This is a genomic window from Nostoc sp., from assembly GCF_036916985.1.
Lineage (GTDB): Bacteria > Cyanobacteriota > Cyanobacteriia > Cyanobacteriales > Nostocaceae > Nostoc.
The window spans coordinates 166,736-186,579 of record NZ_JBALFD010000016.1; the positions used below are offsets into that span (position 1 = coordinate 166,736).

A 19,844-nucleotide genomic window follows, 5' to 3' on the forward strand; every position below is an offset into this window, starting at 1 on the left:
GAATTACGTTAGCGACGCAGGAGCGTCATTACGAATTATTAATCTGAGAATATCACTTGGAGAATGGGCAATCAAGTCAGCACCATGAGCTTTCAATTCCTCCTCAGTTCCATAGCCATAGGTGACGCCTATTGAAGCGATGTGATGGCGTTTGGCTCCAACGATATCATGTGAGCGATCGCCTACCATCACCACAGTAGAAGGTAAAAGCTTTTCTGTTAATAAAATATGGTGAATTAAGTCACCTTTTATGCTCCGTGTTCCATCAAGTTCACTACCATAAACACCATCAAAAAGCAACGATAAACCAAAATATTCAATAATTTGTGTTGCATAAATATATGGTTTAGAAGTCGCAACAAAGGTTTTATAACCAGCAAAACGAAAGGCTTTTAAAACTTCTGGAATTTGGGGATAAAGGGAGTTTTCAAATAATCCAATTGTTGCAAAGCGATGACGGTAAAGTAAAATCGCCTGTTCAATTACTGTACCATCCAAGGTATTGAGTAATTGCGAAAAGCTATCTTTCAGTGGTGGGCCAATACACCAATGTAATTCATCAGCATCCGGTGATCTGTAACCGAGTTCAGAGAGCGCATACTGAATGCAACCAGTGATGCCAAGCTTAGGATCTGTCAAAGTCCCGTCAAGATCAAAAAGAATAGCGGAGAAAAGCATATTTTAATTCGTAATGATGCCCGAATACTTGCTAATGCTACGCTAACGTAATTCGTAATACGGTAGCCTGGAAGAACCCAGCAATTCACACACTGTATCATGTTACCTAAACCCAAAAAGTACTGGACACCTTCAAATTGGGCAAGTTGGAAGCCTTTTGGCATTGGCGAACAGTATCCCAATAACTTTTGGGAGGTATTTCGGGCAATTTGGCTGTCTCGTGACAAACTACCCTACGCCTGGAATATTCTCGATAAAGGTGTCTGCGATGGTTGCGCTCTTGGAACAACCGGGATGAAGGATTGGACTTTAGATGGTATCCATCTCTGCAATGTCCGGTTACGGCTGTTGCAGATGAATACGATGCCAGCTTTTGACCCTGTACTATTGGAGGATATTTCACAGTTACAAAAGCAAAAAAGTGCCCAATTACGCGACTTGGGACGGCTTCCTTACCCAATGATTCGTCAACGAGGAGAAAAAGGGTTTCGCCGTGTTAGCTGGGATGAAGCTTTAGAGGTAATTAGCGATCGCATCCGCTCCACTACAGCAGACCGTCTGAGTTTTTATATTACCAGTCGCGGTACTGTCAACGAAACTTATTATGCTACCCAAAAAGCTGTGCGGGCAATGGGAAGCAATAATATTGATAATGCTGCCCGTATTTGCCATTCTCCCAGTACAGCAGGCTTGAAAGCTGCTCTCGGTGCTGCGGCTACAACTTGTTCTTATAAAGACTGGATTGGAACTGATTTATTAGTCTTTATTGGCTCGAATGTTGCTAATAATCAGCCTGTTACCGTCAAGTATCTCCATTACGCCAAGAAAGCTGGCACTAAAATTGTAGTTATTAACACTTACCGCGAGCCGGGAATGGAGCGCTACTGGGTTCCCTCAATTGTCGAAAGTGCTGTTTTCGGTACAAAGTTTGCTGAAGACTTCTTCTTAATCAACATGGGCGGGGATATAGCATTTTTAAATGGTACGATTAAACATATTATTGCTAACAACTGGGTAGACCAGTCATTTATAGATTTACACACAGTTGGCTTTGCCGAACTCCAAACATCTTTAGAAAGCCAATCTTGGGAAGAATTAGAGCGGCTTTCTGGGACATCCCGCGAGTCAATGTACGCCTTTGCCAAAATGGTCAAAGAAGCGAATAAAGCCGTATTTGTTTGGAGTATGGGCATTACTCAGCATGAATGCGGTGAAGATAATGTCCGAAGTATCATTAACTTAGCTCTCACCAAAGGTTTTGTCGGTCGGGAAGGCTGCGGTTTAATGCCAATTCGCGGTCACTCTGGGGTGCAGGGTGGTGCAGAGATGGGATGTTACGCGACAGTATTTCCTGGTGGTAAATCTATCACCCCAGAAAATGCTGCCCAATTGAGTCAACATTGGGGCTTTGAAGTGCCAGCAAGTAAAGGTTTAATTGCCCCAGAAATGATTAGCGCCGCACATCAAGGAGAAATAGAAGTGTTGGTTTCTGTGGGCGGGAATTTTTTAGAAGTGCTGCCAGAACCGGATTATGTAGAAGCGGCGCTGAAGAAAATACCATTGCGGGTACATATAGATATTGTTCTCTCTAGCCAAATGTTGGTCGAACCTGCTGATACTGTGGTGCTTTTACCTGCGACGACTCGCTATGAAATACCAGGGGGAGTTACAGAAACTAACACCGAACGCCGGGTAATTTTCAGTCCAGAAATTCCGGGGTCGCGCATTGGGGAAGCACGTCCTGAGTGGGAAGTGTTTTTAGAATTGGCAAGGCGGGTAAAACCAGATTTGGCAGATAAGCTAGCTTTTGCTGACACAGCTGCTATCCGTCAAGAAATTGCTCAAGTCGTCCCCCAATATGCTGGTATTCAACATTTACAGCAAGCTGGCGATCAGTTTCAATATGGTGGCTCACATTTATGCTTTGGTTGGAATTTTCCTACAGCAGATGGTAAAGCACACTTTGGGGTATTATTGCCACGTCAAAGAGAATTACCAGAAGGCTATTTTTTATTAGCAACCCGCCGAGGCAAACAATTTAATAGTATGGTGCAGGAACGCAAGGATGCAATTACTGGGGCAATGCGAGAGGCGGTGCTAATGAATGCTGATGATGCTGTACAGTTGGGTTTAAAAGATCGCGATCGCGTCATTCTTAAGAATGATTTAGGCGAGTTGTTCTGTCAAGTCTACATTGCCCCGATTCAGTCAGGAAACTTGCAAGTACATTGGCCAGAAGGGAATGTGTTACTAGATAAAAGTAAGCGATCGCTCGAAGGTGTACCTGATTATAATGCAGTAGTACGCTTAGAAAAGCAAACCTAATATTAACGCTTTCCAAATGCTACGCTCAATTTAACATCACTCCAAAACTTGCAGCCATGTCTGTCGCCAAAGATTTTGAAACCCCAGAAGATGTTATATTTCCACCAGGGGATTTAGAAAGTAACGAACCACCATTGGAAACATACCTACATTTGCAGCAAATGCTGCTATTGATAAAATGTATTGATTGGTGGTGGCAAGACCTCAATCGTATTAATGACTACTTTGCTGCCGGCAATATTAGCATTCATTACAGTCCACGCCAGCGTAAATCCGAAGACTTTCGGGGGCCAGATTTCTTTGTTGTTTTAAATACTGAACGTAAACTCCGTGATAGTTGGGTTGTTTGGGAAGAAGACGGCAAATATCCGAATTTGATTATAGAACTGCTTTCAAAGTCAACCGCAGCGATTGACAAGGGCTTAAAAAAACAAATTTACCAAGATATCTTTCGCACTCCTGAATATTTCTGGTTTGACCCCAAAAATCTAGAATTTGCTGGGTTTATTTTGGTGGGTGGTACGTATCAACCTATAGAACCCAACCCACAAGGATTGTTGTGGAGTCAGCAGCTAAGTTTGTACTTGGGCGTTCATAATAAACGGGTACTTACTACTTTCTTAAGAACACCAATTATTGATAAATGAACATTGATACATAAATTTTATCATCCTAGTAGGGTGAACATGATAATGTCAGCCCTACAAGCATAATTACAAATTACTATTATTTCTTCTCGACAATATCCAGACCTGTCCTAGCTACTGATTTAATATCAACATTCTGATTGTTTAGCAGCACTATTATGGTGGTATTTTGATTGGGTAAATATGCAAGCAATGTTACGAAGCCATAAGCTGTACCACTATGCCCAATTGCTTTTGCTAAAGGAGATGAAAACCTTTCTACACCCAACCCATAGCTATAGCCTTCGCCATTATCTCGAAATTTCAGCATTTCTTTCATCATTTTCGACGAAAGTAAGGTTTTTTTGACAAATAATGCTTTGGCGAATTTGGCTAAATCCTCTGCTGTTGAAACTAATCCCCCATCTCCTAAACCATTGCCATCATTGACTTGGGCGTAGCTATCTAGCTTACCATCCTTATTGCGATCGCCATAACCTGTAGCTACTTCTCCAATTGCCGGTTCGCGCAGTTCTGTGAAGGTATGTTTTAATCCTAATGGTTTTAAAATCTGACTGCGGATTGCTTGGGCGAGAGTTCCTTTTGTAATATTTTCAACAATCAGTTCCAAAAGAATATAGTTGCAATCAGTATAAATAAATTTTTCTCCAGGATTTGCCTGCGGTTCTTCCTGGTACATATACTGAATAGCTTCTCTGGCTGTCCAAGGCTGTGAGCGACTTCTTTTTGCAGTAGCTTGAATAAACTCTTTTGTTTCTAGGTATTCAGCAACACCACTAGTATGGTTGAGCAGTTGACGAACTGTAATTTTGTCGCTGTTGACAATATGAGGACTGATGTCCGTTGGTAGGTAGGTTGCGATCGCCCCATCTAATTCTATCTTTCCTTGCTCCACTAATTTCAGAACAACCACTGCCATAAAAGTTTTACTCATACTGGCAATAGAAAAGCCATCTGTGGGTTTCATCCGGGTTTTACTTGACAAGTCATCCACACCAGATGCTCCTAGCCAAGAGCCTTTAGGTGTAATAATATACATTACTGCGCCAGGAATTCGCTGTTCTGCAACTATCTCATTTAAAAGGGTCTGTAGTTGAGAACTTTTTCCGACGGTGGAGGTAGGCATAACTTGTTTAGCAAGAGATTTTCCAATTACTCTCTGACTAATGTTATCACCCACTAAGTATCCTGCAAAACCAAGGGAAATTACAAAGACTGTTGCAAATAAAATTTTACTGAAAGCCAAAAATCTTAGGTTCATTTTACTTCCTAAACAGCAACCTAGCCGATCTAACTCAATAGCACAAAGTAATTGGTAAGCATCAAACTGACACCTGATATACAAATAGCATTACTCTGTTTCCAGATTAGTATCAAAATTTAAATTCACCAACTCCCAAAAATATGACAATGCCAACTAAAAGCAAAACCAAAGCCACTGTTTGGGTAATGGAAAAAGGTCAAGTACATCCTCGTTTAGATCATCTCACTACAGAAGAACCTTTAGAAATCCGTCTTGTTCCTTTCCAGAAGACGGTAGCTGTTACTATGCGGACACCTGGAGCAGATTTTGAACTAGCTGCTGGTTTCCTCTACAGTGAAGGAGTTGTTAGCCGCAGGGAAGATATTCGACGTATTAGCTACTGCGTAGATGAATCGGTAGATGGTGAGCAGCGCCATAATATTGTAAATGTAGAACTGCGGGATGGGTTAATTCCAGACTTACAGCCTTTGGAGCGTCATTTTTATACTAGTAGCGCCTGTGGGGTGTGTGGTAAAGCTAGCCTTGAGGCTTTGCGTATGCGAGAATGTCCGGTGATTCCTTCTGGCCTAACAGTAACACCTGAGATTATCTATAGCTTACCAGAGAAGCTCCGGGCTGCTCAAAGTATCTTCACTGCTACAGGGGGTTTACACGCTGCGGCTCTCTTCGATGCTCAAGGAGAACTGTTAAACCTGTGGGAGGATGTTGGGCGACACAATGCTTTAGATAAATTGATTGGTACAGCTTTGCTCAGTGACGAGTTGCCTTTAAATAATTGTATTGTTCTGGTGAGCGGACGCTCTAGTTTTGAGATTTTGCAAAAGTCTACAACTGCTGGAATTCCCATTGTCTGTTCTGTTTCCGCTCCTAGTAGTTTGGCGGTGTCTGTCGCTAAGGAATTTGGGATTACCCTAATTGGATTTCTGCGCGGAGAACGGTTCAATATTTACACTGGTTTACAAAGAATAAACGCTACTTAAGAACACGGTTTTTTAATTAAGAGTAACTTTTGTAGAGTGTGTTAAGCTCTTCCATATTTAAATTGCATCAAATGGGCACTCATGTTGCCCACCCCACAAGAGTTATAAAACCTCGTTTCCAGCCTTAGGCTGGAAATGCAACTCAAAAGCGGCTCTGCCGCAAGTTCGAGAGGCGGAGCCTCAAAGACGAGCATTTCCAGTCTCCGACTGGGAACGAGGCAATATAAAAGCTAGTTATAGACTTGCTTTCACGTTAAGTTGACACCAATGGCAAGATGTCTATCCCACAAGAGTTATGTTTAATTCGATTATGCAAATTAGATATTTCTTAGCTTATCGTTGAGAGTACAACACCGCACTGATGAAGCAAAAGTTTTGTATTTTGTTTCATCGGAATTATTTTACACCCCGAATGCTATGGATCTTCAGGAAAAACCCATTTTGGCGGTTCCGTGATTTTTTTCCGCAGACGTTCCTGTGCCAACTCCAGCATTTTGTCTAAGGGAGTCTCTTCAATAAATTTTGCGGCTGCCTCTCTAAACTCGATATTGGGGCATTTATCCCCTAAAACACATCCGTTAACACAGGCTTGGGCGCAGTTAATCTTTTGCTCCACAGTCAATTCCTCTCTCTAAAAGTTATGAGTTATAATTTACGTCTCTAACTCTTCACTATCAGGTATAACCCTCTAGGTAAATTTTACCTTTTCAGTTGCCATCTCATTGGACATCTCCGAAAAAGAATTGTTTTGACGTAGCAGTACTACATCTCTACAAGGGTTCTGGGTAACGCACCTTTAATTTCTGGAGATGTCTATTAGTCTAAATACCTATCATTCAGAAAGTTATGAGTTATGAGTTATGAGTTATGATTTTCACTCCTAACTATTATTAAGGGCACTCATGTCAGAAATCTTTGCTACTACTGGAACTATAGCCGCGATCGCTACTGCTGTTGTCCCCCAACAGGGTAGTGTTGGTATTGTGCGGGTATCCGGTTCTCAAGCAATGGCTCTAGCCCAAAGTCTCTTTCATGCACCAGGGCGACAAGTTTGGGAAAGTCACCGGATTCTCTACGGTTACATTCGCCATCCGCAGACGCAACAATTAGTGGATGAAGCCCTGTTGCTGATTATGAAAGCACCTCGTTCTTACACCCGTGAAGATGTCGTAGAATTCCATTGTCACGGGGGAATTATGGCAGTGCAGCAGGTATTACAACTGTGTTTGGAAAATGGGGCTAGACTAGCGCAACCTGGGGAATTTACTCTCCGCGCCTTTTTGAATGGAAGATTGGATTTAACCCAAGCTGAAGGTATTGCTGATTTGGTGGGGGCTAAATCGCCCCAAGCTGCTCAAAGTGCCTTAGCTGGTTTACAAGGAAAATTAGCTCATCCGATTCGGCAGTTACGCGCTAACTGTTTGGATATCTTGGCAGAAATTGAAGCTCGGATTGATTTTGAGGAAGACTTACCTCCGTTGGATCATAAGTTGATCATATCAGAAATAGATAAAATTGCCGCAGACATAACTAGATTGTTGGAAACCAAAGACAAAGGTGAGTTGCTCCGCACTGGTTTAAAAGTGGCAATTGTTGGGCGTCCGAATGTGGGTAAGTCGAGCTTATTGAACGCTTGGAGTCGTAGCGATCGCGCCATTGTGACTGATTTACCCGGTACAACCCGCGATGTGGTTGAATCTCAGCTAGTTGTCGGGGGAATTCCTATACAAGTCCTAGATACTGCGGGGATTCGGGAAACAACAGACCAAGTGGAAAAAATTGGCGTCGAGCGATCGCATCGTGCCGCCAATGCAGCTGATTTAGTCTTGCTGACCATTGATGCTTCCACAGGTTGGACGGAAGGCGATGGAGAAATTTACGAAAAGGTGCAACACCGTCCGTTGATTATTGTGATTAACAAAATCGATTTATTACAAGAAGAGGATAGAAAAAATATTCAATCTAAAATCCAAGTTGCGAAATCCACAATTGTCACAGCCGCAGCCCAAAATCAAGGTATTGATGCTTTAGAAATAGCAATTTTAGAGATAGTTCAATCTGGAAAAGTACAAGCGGCTGATATGGATTTAGCCATTAATCAAAGGCAGGCAGCAGCTTTAACTCAAGCAAAAATTTCTTTGGAACAGGTACAAGCAACAATTGCCCAGCAGTTTCCTCTTGACTTCTGGACAATTGACTTAAGAGGTGCAATTCAAGCTTTAGGAGAAATTACCGGAGAAGAAGTAACAGAGTCAGTTTTAGAGAGAATTTTCAGTAGGTTTTGTATTGGAAAGTAGTCTAGTTATAAAATACTACTTCACAGCCAGGAGTCGAAGGCTTTTTAACCAAAATTTGAGTAGAAACTGAAAAATATGGGCACTCGCAATACGTTTCAGTTAAGGTTTTTTGATGAAAATTATAGAGCGATCGCAAAGATGTGATAAATCATTAGAAAGACGCGATAAATCGCCGTCTCTACAACAATCAATCTTTTGTAGAGACGGCGATTCATTGCGTCTCTTGTCTTAACCGAACAGTTTTGTGGGCAATCGGACTCTACAATCTGGAAATGATAAGCTGTTCCATATTGAAATTGCATAATTTGGGCGGGCAAGATGCCTACCCCACAAGAAGTAATTGATACCAATTTAACTCCTCCTCAAGTGCGGCGTAGTTTACCGCCGTAGGCATCGCCGCATCATCGATTTTCCGTTTTGCACAAGAGTGCCTTTTTGATTGCTAATAAGCCTGATATCCCATCAGTTCTGGCCCAGAAATGTTAGATTAGGAAATATTCTCATCTACTAATATTACATCTTCATATATTTCTGCGATCGCACAACGAAAATCAACGCTAGCTAAATACAATTCTTCCCCTTTTTCATAAGGATAAAGTACCCAATGTCCATCTGCATTGCGGCGGAAGGATTCTACATTCATTCTATCTGTTGAAATTAGCACATATTCTTGTAGCGATTCTAAGTGTCGGTAACTAGCGAATTTCTTGCCTCTGTCATAGCTCTCTGCTGACTCAGAAAGCACTTCGATAATTAAGCAAGGATGGGACTTAAAATATTCAAATTCTTTATCTCGTGTATCGCAAGTCACCATGATATCGGGATAAAAATAGCGATTTATGACATCAATTTGTGCTTTCATATCTAACATGTAGACACGGCAACCACTACCCCGGAGATGGTTTCGCAGTAGGGAAAACAAATTTCCTACTATAGTGACATGAGCATCACTTGCCCCTGCCATTGCGTAAACTTGTCCATCAATATACTCGTGTTTGATTTCACTAAATTTTTCGCCTTCTAAATATTCTTCTGGGGAAATATAGTACTCACTTTGGCTAATGACCATTTTAGTACCTTAGTAGTTTTATCAAACATTTTAACCTATAGAACAAGTCTAATGAGCCACAGCCCCACCTGTTGGCTTCACTTTTTTGAGGAATAAAACGGCAATGCCACTGAGTAAGAGTGCAATGCCAATAAAGTAGAAACAATCGTTAAAAGCTAGCACAAATGCTTCCCGACGGACTATATTTGATATAGATGCGATCGCTTGATTGTGAGCAGTATTTAAATCTGCCCCCCGACTGATAAAATACTGGGTCATTTGGTCAATTCGCTGTTGAGTTTCTGGGTTATATAAAGATACTTCATCACCCAATCTATTTGAGTGAAATTGCTCTCTATTAGTTAATAAAGTTGCTAAAGATGCAATTCCGATAGAACCGCCCATATTCCGCATCATATTAAATAAACCACTCGCTGAACCTGCTTCTTTTGGATTCAAACCAGCAGTGGCAATAGAACTAAGTGGTACCATAATTAGGGGTTGTCCCATTGCTCGCACAAATTGCGACCATCGTAATTGTTCTAATCCAGTTTCATGAGTCATTCCAGAGTTCATAAATGCACTGATGGAAAACAAAGTCACACCAACAGCCACCATTAAACGCACATCAATGCGTTGCATTAATCTGGGGATGAGAGGAATAATAAATAGTTGGGGAATACCAGCCCAAATCAATACTTCGCCAATTTGTAGCGCATTATATTGTTGAATTTGAGCAAGATACAGAGGTAAAATATAAATTGAGCCATACAATCCTATCCCTAGTGAGACATTAACAATACTGGCTAAACCAAAGTTACGCCGAAGTAAAAGTCGCAAATTAATAAATGGTTGTTTACGAGTTAGTTCTATTAAAAAGAATAGCGTTATAAAAATTACTGCTACTATGCTTAAACGCACAATCAATGCTGAACTAAACCAATCTTTGCGACTACCTTCTTCTAAAACAACTTGCAGGGAACCTAGCCCAATCGCCATCGCAATAATTCCCCACCAATCACCTTGTTTCAGCAAATTAATTTGGGGTAGCTCTTGCTTAATTCCATACCAAACCCCAGCTAGCATTAATCCCCCTGGAATTACATTTATATAAAAGTTGTATTCCCAACCAAAATTTTCTGTTAACCACCCTCCTATTGTCGGGCCAATTGAAGGCGCAAAAACTGCACTAAAACCAAATGCAGCCAGTCCAATTGATTGCTTAGATTGAGGTAAAGTTGTTAAGACAACTGTCATAGCGGTGGGAATTAACACTCCTCCACTAAAACCTTGCAAGGCGCGAAATAAAATCATGGAATTGAGATTCCACGACCAAGCACAGCAGATAGAAAAGAAAATAAATAGTGCAGTATTTACTAACAGATAACGCCGCAGAGAAAATACCCGTGATAACCATCCTGTTAGAGGAATTACCACAATTTCTGCTACAAGATAGGCTGTAGAAATCCAAGAACCTTCTTCTAGAGTCGCTCCTAAACTTGCTTGAATATCTTGCAGCGAAGCATTAGTTATTTGAATATCTAATACTGCCATAAATGCACCAAGCATACTAGCTAATACACCAATCCAGGTTCTTAGTGGTACACGCTCTGGAGGTGCTTGTTGATGAATTACACCAGTATTAGCCATAGTGTTCTTCCTGTTTCCAAATTCAGTAGTAAAAAATCTCTTATTAAATCTTATCTTTCTTTCTGATGGCTAAATTAAAATATTAATACTAGATCAAAGCTCATTATAGAGGTTCTCCCTTGGATGCAGGCTTTAACCTCTATCCGAAGCGGAGAGAGGCTTTGAAATCCAGTTTTAGTTTTTCTTTGCTTGTCTGAAACTACCTTGTCTTAGCGTCGCGGGAAGTGGTTTAGGTTTTTCGTGGAACTTGCTACATGATGTGAAAAGTCAGGTTTATCGCAAGTCCCTAAGCTGTGCTACTTTAACGGGTGTTGCATCCATAAGAAAAATTGATGTAAAACTAACCAGACAATAAAGACTGAATTTCTCCCTGGATATTGCCACGGGCAGATGGTTCGGCAAACTCTAACATTAAAGGCGTAAAGTAGATACGCGATCGCTTTAAAAATCCCTCTAAAACCTGCTGACGACCTCTGATATAATCTTCTTCTGCCACCCAGGCATATTCCTGGCGAATGGCATGGGTGTATTCTTGATACTGCACTGGGTCAGTAGCCAAAATCCCTAAATCTGCATCAAGTAAAACTTGGCTATCATAATCATTTGCCGCAGCTTGGTGGTCTTTAGTATTCAGAATCAGACGGATAACAGTAGTGATGATAGTTTCTGGAATACCCAAATTACTCAGCAATTCAGAAGCATAGTCCGCACTTCGTTCTTCATTATCTTGAGCTTGAGAGTCATATACTACATCATGAAACCAGGCAGCTAGTTGAACTGCTGCTAAGTTATTGGTGTAGCCTTGCAAAATCTCAATTGTGCTGAGAATGCGCTCAATGTGTTTTAGTGTATGGTAGTAGCGACCAGGAGTAGAGTAAGCTGCAACCAAAGGATTAAAGGCTTTATCAGCCGCTACCTGGTCAACGCCAAAGGGTTGGAGTGTGTGTTGCCAGTTAGAAAATAAAGTATGCGTGAGGTTTTCTGTAGGCATAAATTTAGTATTGACGCTCTTAAGTAAGTCGGTGCTAATATTTCTAGCTATGTTAAGGAATTTTAATGTAGGGTGTGTTGTCGCCAAGCGCCGCACCTTCAACAATCTCAGGTGCGTTAGCCTACGGCATAACACACCCTACAGCTAATTTATATTTCTTCATATACATTGAATTTTTCTCACCGACTTACTTAGTATGACTGAGCTAATCTCTTGTGTTGCAACATCTGTCTATCAAATTAGAAATAGATCAACAAAAGGATAACATTTGTTATTGAATTGGGCATTGGGAAAGAGAAGGCAGGGGGCAGGGGGCAGAAATTCTTTAATTTTGAATTTTGTTAGCGCAGCGTAAAGCCTTCTCTTTCAGAGACGCTAACGCGAACGGCATGGCTTCTCTACGAGACGCTGCGCGAACGCTTAGAGCGAGTCTGCGGGCGTCATTTTGAATTTTGAATTTAATTCCCCACTCCCTACTAAAATATGACGTGAATTCGATTACTCATATAATATCTACCGAATTTGCTGAATCAAAAAACCTTTCCCTGGTTTTACTACGCAAAACCGTCCCTCTCCGAGTCGGAGAGGGACAGACTTGAACTTTAGTTCAAGGCAGGGAGAGGTTCGTTGAACTCACGTTAAATATGGTGACTGCGAAATGAAAGCGTCAAAATAGAAGACACAGGCTTTATACAAAAAGCCTTGCCTTGATTAACGGAGTTTATTATCAGTGGTATTACAAGTACAAACAAGCACCTACGAAGCTAAAACCCAAGAAATTGCTAAACAACTTCTCGCAGCAACCCAGGAAAATCGTTCGTTTTTTTCTTCCCTGCGGGATCAAATGCGCTGGGATGATAAATTATTAGCTTGGGCGATGAGTAATCCTGGCTTGCGGGTGCAACTATTTCGCTTTATAGATACACTACCTGCTTTACACAGTAAATCAGAAATTGCCTCACATTTACAAGAATATCTCGGCGATGAATCTGTAGAATTACCAGCAGCTTTGAAGGGGATGCTGAACTTTGCTAATCCCGACTCTGTACCAGGACAAGTTGCTGCTACAACCGTTGGGACAGCGGTTGAGACTCTCGCCCATAAATATATTTCTGGGGAAAATATTAAACAAGTCATCAAAACAGTTGAACGACTGCGAAAAGAGAAAATGGCTTTCACCATCGACTTACTTGGTGAAGCGGTGATTACCGAAGCGGAAGCGCAGTCTTATCTAGAACGCTATCTAGAATTAATGCAACAATTGGTGGAAGCATCAAAGAATTGGTCAGCTATCCCGGCTATTGATGAGGCTGATGGCGAAGCAATCCCAAAAGTTCAGGTTTCTGTTAAATTAACAGCGTTTTATTCCCAATTTGACCCATTAGATGCTACAGGTAGTGAGGAGCGAGTTAGTGATCGCATTCGTACTCTCTTACGTCGTGCTAAAGAGTTGGGCGCAGCTGTGCATTTTGATATGGAACAGTATGCCTATAAGGATATAACTCTCAGCATCCTGAAAAAACTGTTACTCGAAGAAGAATTTCGGCAACGTACAGATATTGGCATTACGATTCAAGCATATCTGCGTGATAGCGAGCAAGATGTCAAAGACGTAATTTCTTGGTTGAAACAGCGCGGTTATCCCCTAACAATCCGTTTGGTGAAAGGCGCATATTGGGATCAAGAAACCATCAAAGCAGCCCAAAAGCATTGGAAACAGCCAGTTTACAACGATAAAGCGGCAACTGATGCTAACTTTGAAACTATCACTCAGCTGTTGTTAGAAAATCATCAATATGTCTATTCTGCTATTGGTAGCCATAACGTGCGATCGCACTCTCGCGCCATTGCCATTGCTGAAAGTTTAAATGTCCCTCGCCGTCGCTTTGAATTACAAGTCCTGTACGGTATGGGTGATAAAGTTGCCAAGGCGTTGGTTGACAGGGGTTATCGGGTAAGAGTTTACTGTCCCTATGGTGAATTATTACCTGGAATGGCGTATTTAATTCGGCGGTTGTTAGAAAATACCGCTAATAGTTCTTTTTTACGGCAAAATCTCGAAAATCGACCAATTGAAGAGTTATTAGCGCCGCCAATTGTCAAAGAAGAAAAAAACTCTTTAACTCCTAACTCTCATTTCCTCGGTGCGGCTGATACTGATTACGCTGAAGAAGAGGTGAGAACAAAGACGGCGCAAGCTTTCCAAAACGTTCGTCAACAGCTGGGTAAAACTTATTTACCTCTAATTAATGGCGAGTATGTCAATACACCGGAATTTGTTGATTCTCTCAATCCTTCTAATTTCAGTGAGGTAATTGGTAAAGTTGGGTTGATTAGCGTTGAACAAGCGGAACAGGCGATACAAGCTGCGAAAGCGGCGTTTCCTGGGTGGAAGAAAACACCAGCCAAACAACGCGCTGATATTTTGCGGAAAGCGGGTGATTTGCTGGAAGAACGCCGCGCCGAACTTTCAGCTTGGATAGTTTTGGAAGTTGGTAAACCAGTTAAGGAAGCTGATGGAGAGGTTTCGGAAGCGATAGACTTCTGTCGGTACTACGCTGATGAGATAGAACGTTTAGATAAAGGTGTGAATTACGACATACCTGGTGAAACTAATCATTATATCTACCAACCACGCGGTATTGCTGTAGTGATTTCTCCTTGGAATTTTCCGCTAGCGATCGCTTGTGGGATGACTGTTGCCGCTTTGGTTTCAGGCAATTGCACTCTCCTCAAACCTGCTGAAACATCTTCTGTAATTACAGCGAAACTCACAGAAATCTTGATCGAAGCTGGTTTTCCTAAAGGTGTATTCCAATACGTACCTGGTAAGGGTTCTCAAGTTGGCGCTTATTTGGTAAATCATCCAGATACTCATGTGATTGCTTTTACGGGTTCCCAAGAAGTCGGCTGTAGAATTTATGCAGAGGCGGCAACACTAAAACCCGGACAAAAGCACATGAAGCGGGTGATTGCGGAAATGGGCGGCAAGAATGCCATTATTGTCGATGAAAGTGCTGATTTAGACCAAGCTGTTGTCGGGGTAGTGCAATCGGCATTTGGTTACAGTGGACAAAAATGTTCTGCTGCTTCCAGGGTGATTGTGTTGCAACCAATTTATGATGCCTTTGTACAACGATTGGTGGAAGCGACAAAATCCTTAAATATTGGGGAAGCAGAGTTACCGAGTACCCAAGTTGGGCCAGTAATTGATGCTAATGCCCGCGATCGCATCCGCGAGTATATTGAGAAGGGTAAGGCAGAAGCACAACTAGCTTTGGAATTACCATCACCCCAACAAGGATATTTTATCGGGCCAGTCATCTTTAGTGAAGTATCGCCAAATGCGGTAATTTCCCAACAAGAAATTTTTGGCCCAGTGCTGGCGGTAATTCGGGTGAAAGATTTCCCAGAAGCGTTAGCAGTCGCCAACGGGACAAACTACGCCTTAACTGGCGGACTTTATTCTCGAACACCTTCGCACATTCAGCAGGCGCAGGAAGAGTTTGAAGTCGGTAATTTGTACATCAACCGCAATATTACCGGAGCGATCGTTGGACGGCAACCCTTTGGTGGATTCAAACTTTCTGGAGTAGGTTCTAAAGCAGGCGGCCCTGATTATCTGCTGCAATTTTTGGAACCACGCGCAGTTACAGAAAATATTCAGCGCCAAGGTTTTGCACCAATTGAAGGTGCAGAGTGAACGATAAAAGTAGTGGTTTGTCCCATTGATTTTGAGGGGCTACTAGATCCCCGACTTTTTAAAGAAGTCGGGGATCTGAACACCACTAACCTCTCAAAACTTTTAGGACAGATCAGTAGGTAGTAGTCGATCAAATTCCCTGTAGAGACGGCGATTTATCGCGTCTCTCTAGATTCATCGCATCTCTCTAACCGTCAAAATGAATTTGACAGACAATTTCACCAGATGTCTATTGTATATATGAACTCCACAGATACAGAGAACAATGAGTAATTTAGTTATAAAAGTTGCTGAATTTCCTCAAGATTTTTCGGCAATTCAAGCAATTAGAAAATCAGTTTTTCAAGAAGAACAAGGTGTAGATCCCGCTTTAGAATTCGATGGCAAAGATGAAATATCTACTCATCTAATTGCTTATTTAAATGGTGAACTTGTGGGTACTACCAGAATCAGATATTTGGATGAAAAAACTGCCAAAATAGAAAGGCTTGCTGTTTTATCGACAGCTAGAGGGCAGGGTATTGGTAAAAAAATTATGGAAAATGCTCTACAAGTGGTAGCTAACAAAAATATTCCAGAAGTAATGGTTCATGCTCAAGAATATATAAAAGATTTATACAAAAAATTGGATTTTGTCGAAGAAGGAGAAATATTTGAAGAAGCTAGTATTCCCCATATCGCAATGAGGAAAATTTTCTCAGATTCTAAGTGACAATGTATTGTATTTTTTTACAAAATCCTTAAATTGTGTAGGTTGAGTTGAAGAACGAAACCCAATATTTCTAGGGCTTTGTTGGGTTGCGCTTTGCCTCACTCAACCTACAATTTTTCACAAAGCCAAGTGTATTGCCTTATAAAGGAGAGGGAAGCTAAAGACAGGATGAAGTTTTGCATTTTATTTAATCCACGTTCCTATTCGGTCATGAAAAAATGTATTTTTATGACCAAGATAAAATTTGCTTCCCCATCTCACTCATCTCCCAGATGCGCTGAATTTGGTAGAAACAGAGTGAACTGACTACCCTTTCCTAGAGTTGATGTCACGGTAACATCTCCACCATGCAAACGTGCTAATTTGCGTGTTAATGCTAAACCTAAACCAGTGCCTTCATACTGCCGATTTAACCGACTATCAAGTTGTTTAAACGGTTCAAATAGAAATTTAAACTGACTTGAGTCTATACCAATTCCCGTATCTGAAATTGTAAACGTTATCCCTTGTGGTACTTTTTTGACTAGCAGTGATACCTGCCCGGCTGGGGTGAATTTAATGGCATTGGTGAGCAGGTTGAGTAGCATTTGCTTGATACGCCGTTCATCAGCAATGCAAATATCCTCTTCTAGGTCAATTTTACAGGTAAGTTGCAATCCCTTTTCTAAGGCGCGATCGCGCACTGTCCAAATGGCATAATTACATAAATCGGACACTGGCAAAGGTGACAGCAACAGTTCCTCTTTACCTGCTTCTACCTTAGATAAATCGAGAATATCGTTAATCAGTGCTAGCAGATGTTCGCCACTACTATATATGGAAGTTACATATTCATTCTGCTTTTCATTGAGAGAGCCAACTATTTCTTGTTGTAGCAACTGCGACAAACCCATAATCGCATTCAGAGGCGTCCGCAACTCATGGCTCATGGTTGCTAAAAATTCACTTTTTGCCCGACTGGCGGCTTCTGCTGCTTCTTGAGAGGCACGTAGTTTCAACTCAATTTGCTTACGTTCAGTAATATCCTCAATCATCGCTAAAAAAAATTCGGGTTCACCATTGCTGCCTGGTATAACAGAAACAGAGATATGAGTCCAAACTAAGTTACCATTTTGATGCAAGCAGCGTCTTTCCATCTCAATGCGATGTCTTTGGACAAGCTGTTCCTGATGTTTCGAGGCTTGAAAGCCGTCTCTCGAACTTCTCTTTAAATCTGTGCGAATTCCTGACATTAGTTGTTTGTAAAGTTTTAAATCCCCCCTTTCTGTGGAAATGTAATCGGTAAAGGTCTTGCCGTATAGCTCTTCTCGGCTGTATCCTAAAATCTCACACAATGCTACATTAGCATCGACTATCTGCGCTTTCATGTCTATAAGTCCAATGCCAATAGAGGAACGCTCAAAAATCGCCCTAAATTGCGCCTCACTTTGTCGCAGCGCTTCTTGTACGACATTTCGTTCGCTTGCTTCTATCGCCAGCGTCACAAAATCTGCAATCGAGCCGGCAAAAGTCTCTTCTTCCAAAGTCCATTGGCGACCCTTACCTATGTGTTCATGACACACTACGCCTATCAAATGACCCTCTAGCCAAATTGGTGCATCTAGTAGCGATGTAATGCCCATCACTGAAAGATAAGACTTAGATAATTCTTGAGTTCTGAAATCGTTTATGGCATCATCTGCGGCAATGGTACGTTCCTCTTCTAAAGCCTGGAAATAAACTGGATAATTTGTTTTTAAAAGCGAGTTACCAGAGGTATGCTCTTTAGTCCTCACATCATACAAATCAATACACTCGATTTTAGAACGTTCTTCATTATACAACCATACGCCAACTCGCTCGACTAAGAGCGTCCCAGCAGTAGTTTCTGTGATTTCTCTCAACACGGCATTGAGATTACCTTGCTGAAATGTCTTGCTTCTTGCTAGTTGTACCAACGTCTGGCTTTGTTTTCGCCGACTATGCTCTTTGATTTTTAAAGCCTCTTGGGTCTGGTTGTACTCTGTAATATCTCTAGCTGACACCACTTGCATTAGTTGCCTCAAGAAGAAATAATGTTGCCTTGCAGTTTTACGCAAAAAGTAAAACTGTCTTTGTATAACTACAACTACTTGATATGGTTTTTCATAACCGGAAAGTATAATTTTCTAATCAAATTTTATGATTCTGGCTAACGGATTCTAAGCTAGATTTTGCTGATTAATTCTGTTACTTCATACCAGTAATTTTTGCCAGGGGATAATTAGCATTACAATGATCTTAAGTATCAAGTAATTCTACTATCAAGTAATTCCACTATCCAATGAAGATACTGTTAATTAGTATAATGTTTTGAACTTAGTTTTGAGGACTGGGAACTGGAAAAATCTTTCTTAATCCTTAATATTTGATACTTAATTCTTAATATTTAATCCCTAATCTTCAGTCTCCAGTCTGCAATACCCAGTTAAAGTTATTGCTTAGTGCTGACTACTAAAATACCCTTGATTCTCCTAGAGAAAGATACCTAATGACTCAAATTTTGTCAAAATCAAGGGTAACGGCAGCTTTTATGGAGGTGGAGCGATGACGGATAATGATGTGAGAATTGTTTCCCTGATTCCCGGTGGAACAGAGACTTTAGCAGCACTAGGGTTAGTTAATGCGATTGTGGGGCGATCGCACGAATGCGATTACCCTCCAGAAATCCACAATCGCCCCATCTGTACCCAAGCACGTTTAAACTCCAATGCCTCCAGCAGCCAGATTAACGATGAAGTGAACAAATTATTGCAATCGGCTCTTAGTATCTATGAAATCAAAACAGATGTTTTAGAGCAGTTGCAGCCTACCCACATTCTCACTCAAGACCAGTGCGATGTTTGTGCTGTCAGCTTACACGAAGTTGAAAAGGCAGTTGCCACACTCGTTGACAGTAAACCTCAGATTATTTCTTTACAACCCAATATTCTCCAGGATGTTTGGACTGATATTGAACGAGTCGGCAACATCTTTGGCGTAGACTCGGTAAAAGTCTTAGAAAATTTAGAAGCCCGCGTCAAAATTTGTCACCACAGAATTCAAGGACTTTCTTTACATGAACTCCCTACTGTCGCCTGTATCGAGTGGACTGATCCTTTGATGATCGCTGCAAATTGGATTCCTGAATTAGTTAACTTAGCAGGAGGACAGTCTTTATTTTGCGCTACAGGTCAGCCTTCTCCTGTCTTGCCGTGGGAAACTCTATTAACAACAAATCCAGATGTAATTGTTTTTATGCCTTGTGGCTTTGATTTAAATCGCACTCGCCAAGAAGCCCAGTTGTTAACTCAACGCCCAGAGTGGGGAAAACTACACGCGACTGAAGCTGGTAGGGTCTATATCACTGATGGCAATTCTTACTTCAATCGCCCAGGGCCACGACTGGTAGATTCTCTAGAAATTTTGGCAGAAATTTTGCATCCAGAAATTTTTCAATACGGCTACAAAGGAACTGCTTGGGAAACTTTGTGAGGAAGAATTCAGAATTCAGGAGTCAGGAGTCAGAATTAGACATATCCGAAAAAGAAT

The 19,844-nt window shown here is 41.4% G+C and carries 14 protein-coding genes and 1 pseudogene; 7 read left to right on the plus strand and 8 right to left on the minus strand.

The window, feature by feature from the left end:
* Positions 1-3 precede the first annotated feature (3 nt).
* Positions 4-678 carry an HAD family hydrolase gene (locus V7L07_RS05825; protein ID WP_335055866.1) on the minus strand — a complete coding sequence of 225 codons (675 nt, stop codon included), beginning with the start codon at positions 676-678 and terminating at the stop codon, positions 4-6.
* Positions 679-777: 99 nt separating this feature from the next.
* On the opposite strand from V7L07_RS05825, the gene V7L07_RS05830 reads away from it, so the two are divergent.
* A complete protein-coding gene (locus tag V7L07_RS05830; protein ID WP_335055868.1) occupies positions 778-3,003 on the plus strand; it encodes an FdhF/YdeP family oxidoreductase in 2,226 nt (741 codons plus the stop codon).
* 56 nt (positions 3,004-3,059) lie between these two features.
* A pseudogene (locus V7L07_RS05835) lies at positions 3,060-3,611 on the plus strand (Uma2 family endonuclease); the annotation flags it as partial.
* Positions 3,612-3,729: 118 nt separating this feature from the next.
* Here V7L07_RS05835 and V7L07_RS05840 read toward each other — a convergent pair.
* Positions 3,730-4,911, minus strand: coding sequence for a serine hydrolase domain-containing protein (locus V7L07_RS05840; RefSeq protein WP_335055870.1), 1,182 nt, complete (start codon positions 4,909-4,911; stop codon positions 3,730-3,732).
* A gap of 143 nt (positions 4,912-5,054) precedes the next feature.
* Between V7L07_RS05840 and fdhD the strand changes: the two genes are divergently transcribed.
* On the plus strand, positions 5,055-5,894 hold the full coding sequence (gene fdhD / locus V7L07_RS05845; RefSeq protein ID WP_335055872.1) for a formate dehydrogenase accessory sulfurtransferase FdhD: 840 nt from the start codon (positions 5,055-5,057) through the stop codon (positions 5,892-5,894).
* A 415-nt stretch (positions 5,895-6,309) separates the two neighbouring features.
* On the opposite strand, the gene V7L07_RS05850 is transcribed toward fdhD, so the two are convergent.
* Positions 6,310-6,510, minus strand: coding sequence for a hypothetical protein (locus V7L07_RS05850; protein WP_335055874.1), 201 nt, complete (start codon positions 6,508-6,510; stop codon positions 6,310-6,312).
* Between the two features lie 286 nt (positions 6,511-6,796).
* Here V7L07_RS05850 and mnmE point away from each other — a divergent pair, with 286 nt between their 5' ends.
* Positions 6,797-8,191 carry a tRNA uridine-5-carboxymethylaminomethyl(34) synthesis GTPase MnmE gene (gene mnmE / locus V7L07_RS05855; protein WP_335055876.1) on the plus strand — a complete coding sequence of 465 codons (1,395 nt, stop codon included), beginning with the start codon at positions 6,797-6,799 and terminating at the stop codon, positions 8,189-8,191.
* A 119-nt stretch (positions 8,192-8,310) separates the two neighbouring features.
* On the opposite strand, the gene V7L07_RS05860 is transcribed toward mnmE, so the two are convergent.
* The 4 genes from V7L07_RS05860 to V7L07_RS05875 form a co-directional block, all read right to left on the minus strand.
* Positions 8,311-8,541, minus strand: coding sequence for a hypothetical protein (locus tag V7L07_RS05860; protein WP_335055877.1), 231 nt, complete (start codon positions 8,539-8,541; stop codon positions 8,311-8,313).
* A gap of 137 nt (positions 8,542-8,678) precedes the next feature.
* A complete protein-coding gene (locus tag V7L07_RS05865; RefSeq protein ID WP_335055879.1) occupies positions 8,679-9,260 on the minus strand; it encodes a Uma2 family endonuclease in 582 nt (193 codons plus the stop codon).
* Between the two features lie 48 nt (positions 9,261-9,308).
* Entirely contained in the window at positions 9,309-10,889 is a 1,581-nt protein-coding gene (locus tag V7L07_RS05870) for a DHA2 family efflux MFS transporter permease subunit (RefSeq protein ID WP_335055881.1), read from the minus strand.
* Positions 10,890-11,229: 340 nt separating this feature from the next.
* Positions 11,230-11,880 (minus strand): HD domain-containing protein, encoded by a 651-nt coding sequence (locus V7L07_RS05875; protein WP_335055883.1) that lies wholly within the window; start codon positions 11,878-11,880, stop codon positions 11,230-11,232.
* Between the two features lie 730 nt (positions 11,881-12,610).
* Between V7L07_RS05875 and pruA the strand changes: the two genes are divergently transcribed.
* The gene (gene pruA / locus V7L07_RS05880) at positions 12,611-15,583 is read left to right on the plus strand and encodes an L-glutamate gamma-semialdehyde dehydrogenase (RefSeq protein ID WP_335055885.1); all 2,973 of its coding nucleotides are present in this window, start codon (positions 12,611-12,613) and stop codon (positions 15,581-15,583) included.
* 265 nt (positions 15,584-15,848) lie between these two features.
* Complete coding sequence (locus V7L07_RS05885) at positions 15,849-16,295, plus strand: GNAT family N-acetyltransferase (RefSeq protein ID WP_335055887.1); 447 nt, start codon at positions 15,849-15,851, stop codon at positions 16,293-16,295.
* A 257-nt stretch (positions 16,296-16,552) separates the two neighbouring features.
* Here the strand turns inward: V7L07_RS05885 and V7L07_RS05890 are convergent, their stop codons facing one another.
* Positions 16,553-18,328: a sensor histidine kinase gene (locus tag V7L07_RS05890; RefSeq protein ID WP_335055889.1), complete on the minus strand. Its 1,776-nt coding sequence runs from the start codon at positions 18,326-18,328 to the stop codon at positions 16,553-16,555.
* Between the two features lie 532 nt (positions 18,329-18,860).
* On the opposite strand from V7L07_RS05890, the gene V7L07_RS05895 reads away from it, so the two are divergent.
* Positions 18,861-19,787: a cobalamin-binding protein gene (locus V7L07_RS05895; protein WP_335055891.1), complete on the plus strand. Its 927-nt coding sequence runs from the start codon at positions 18,861-18,863 to the stop codon at positions 19,785-19,787.
* The last annotated feature ends 57 nt before the right edge of the window (positions 19,788-19,844 follow it).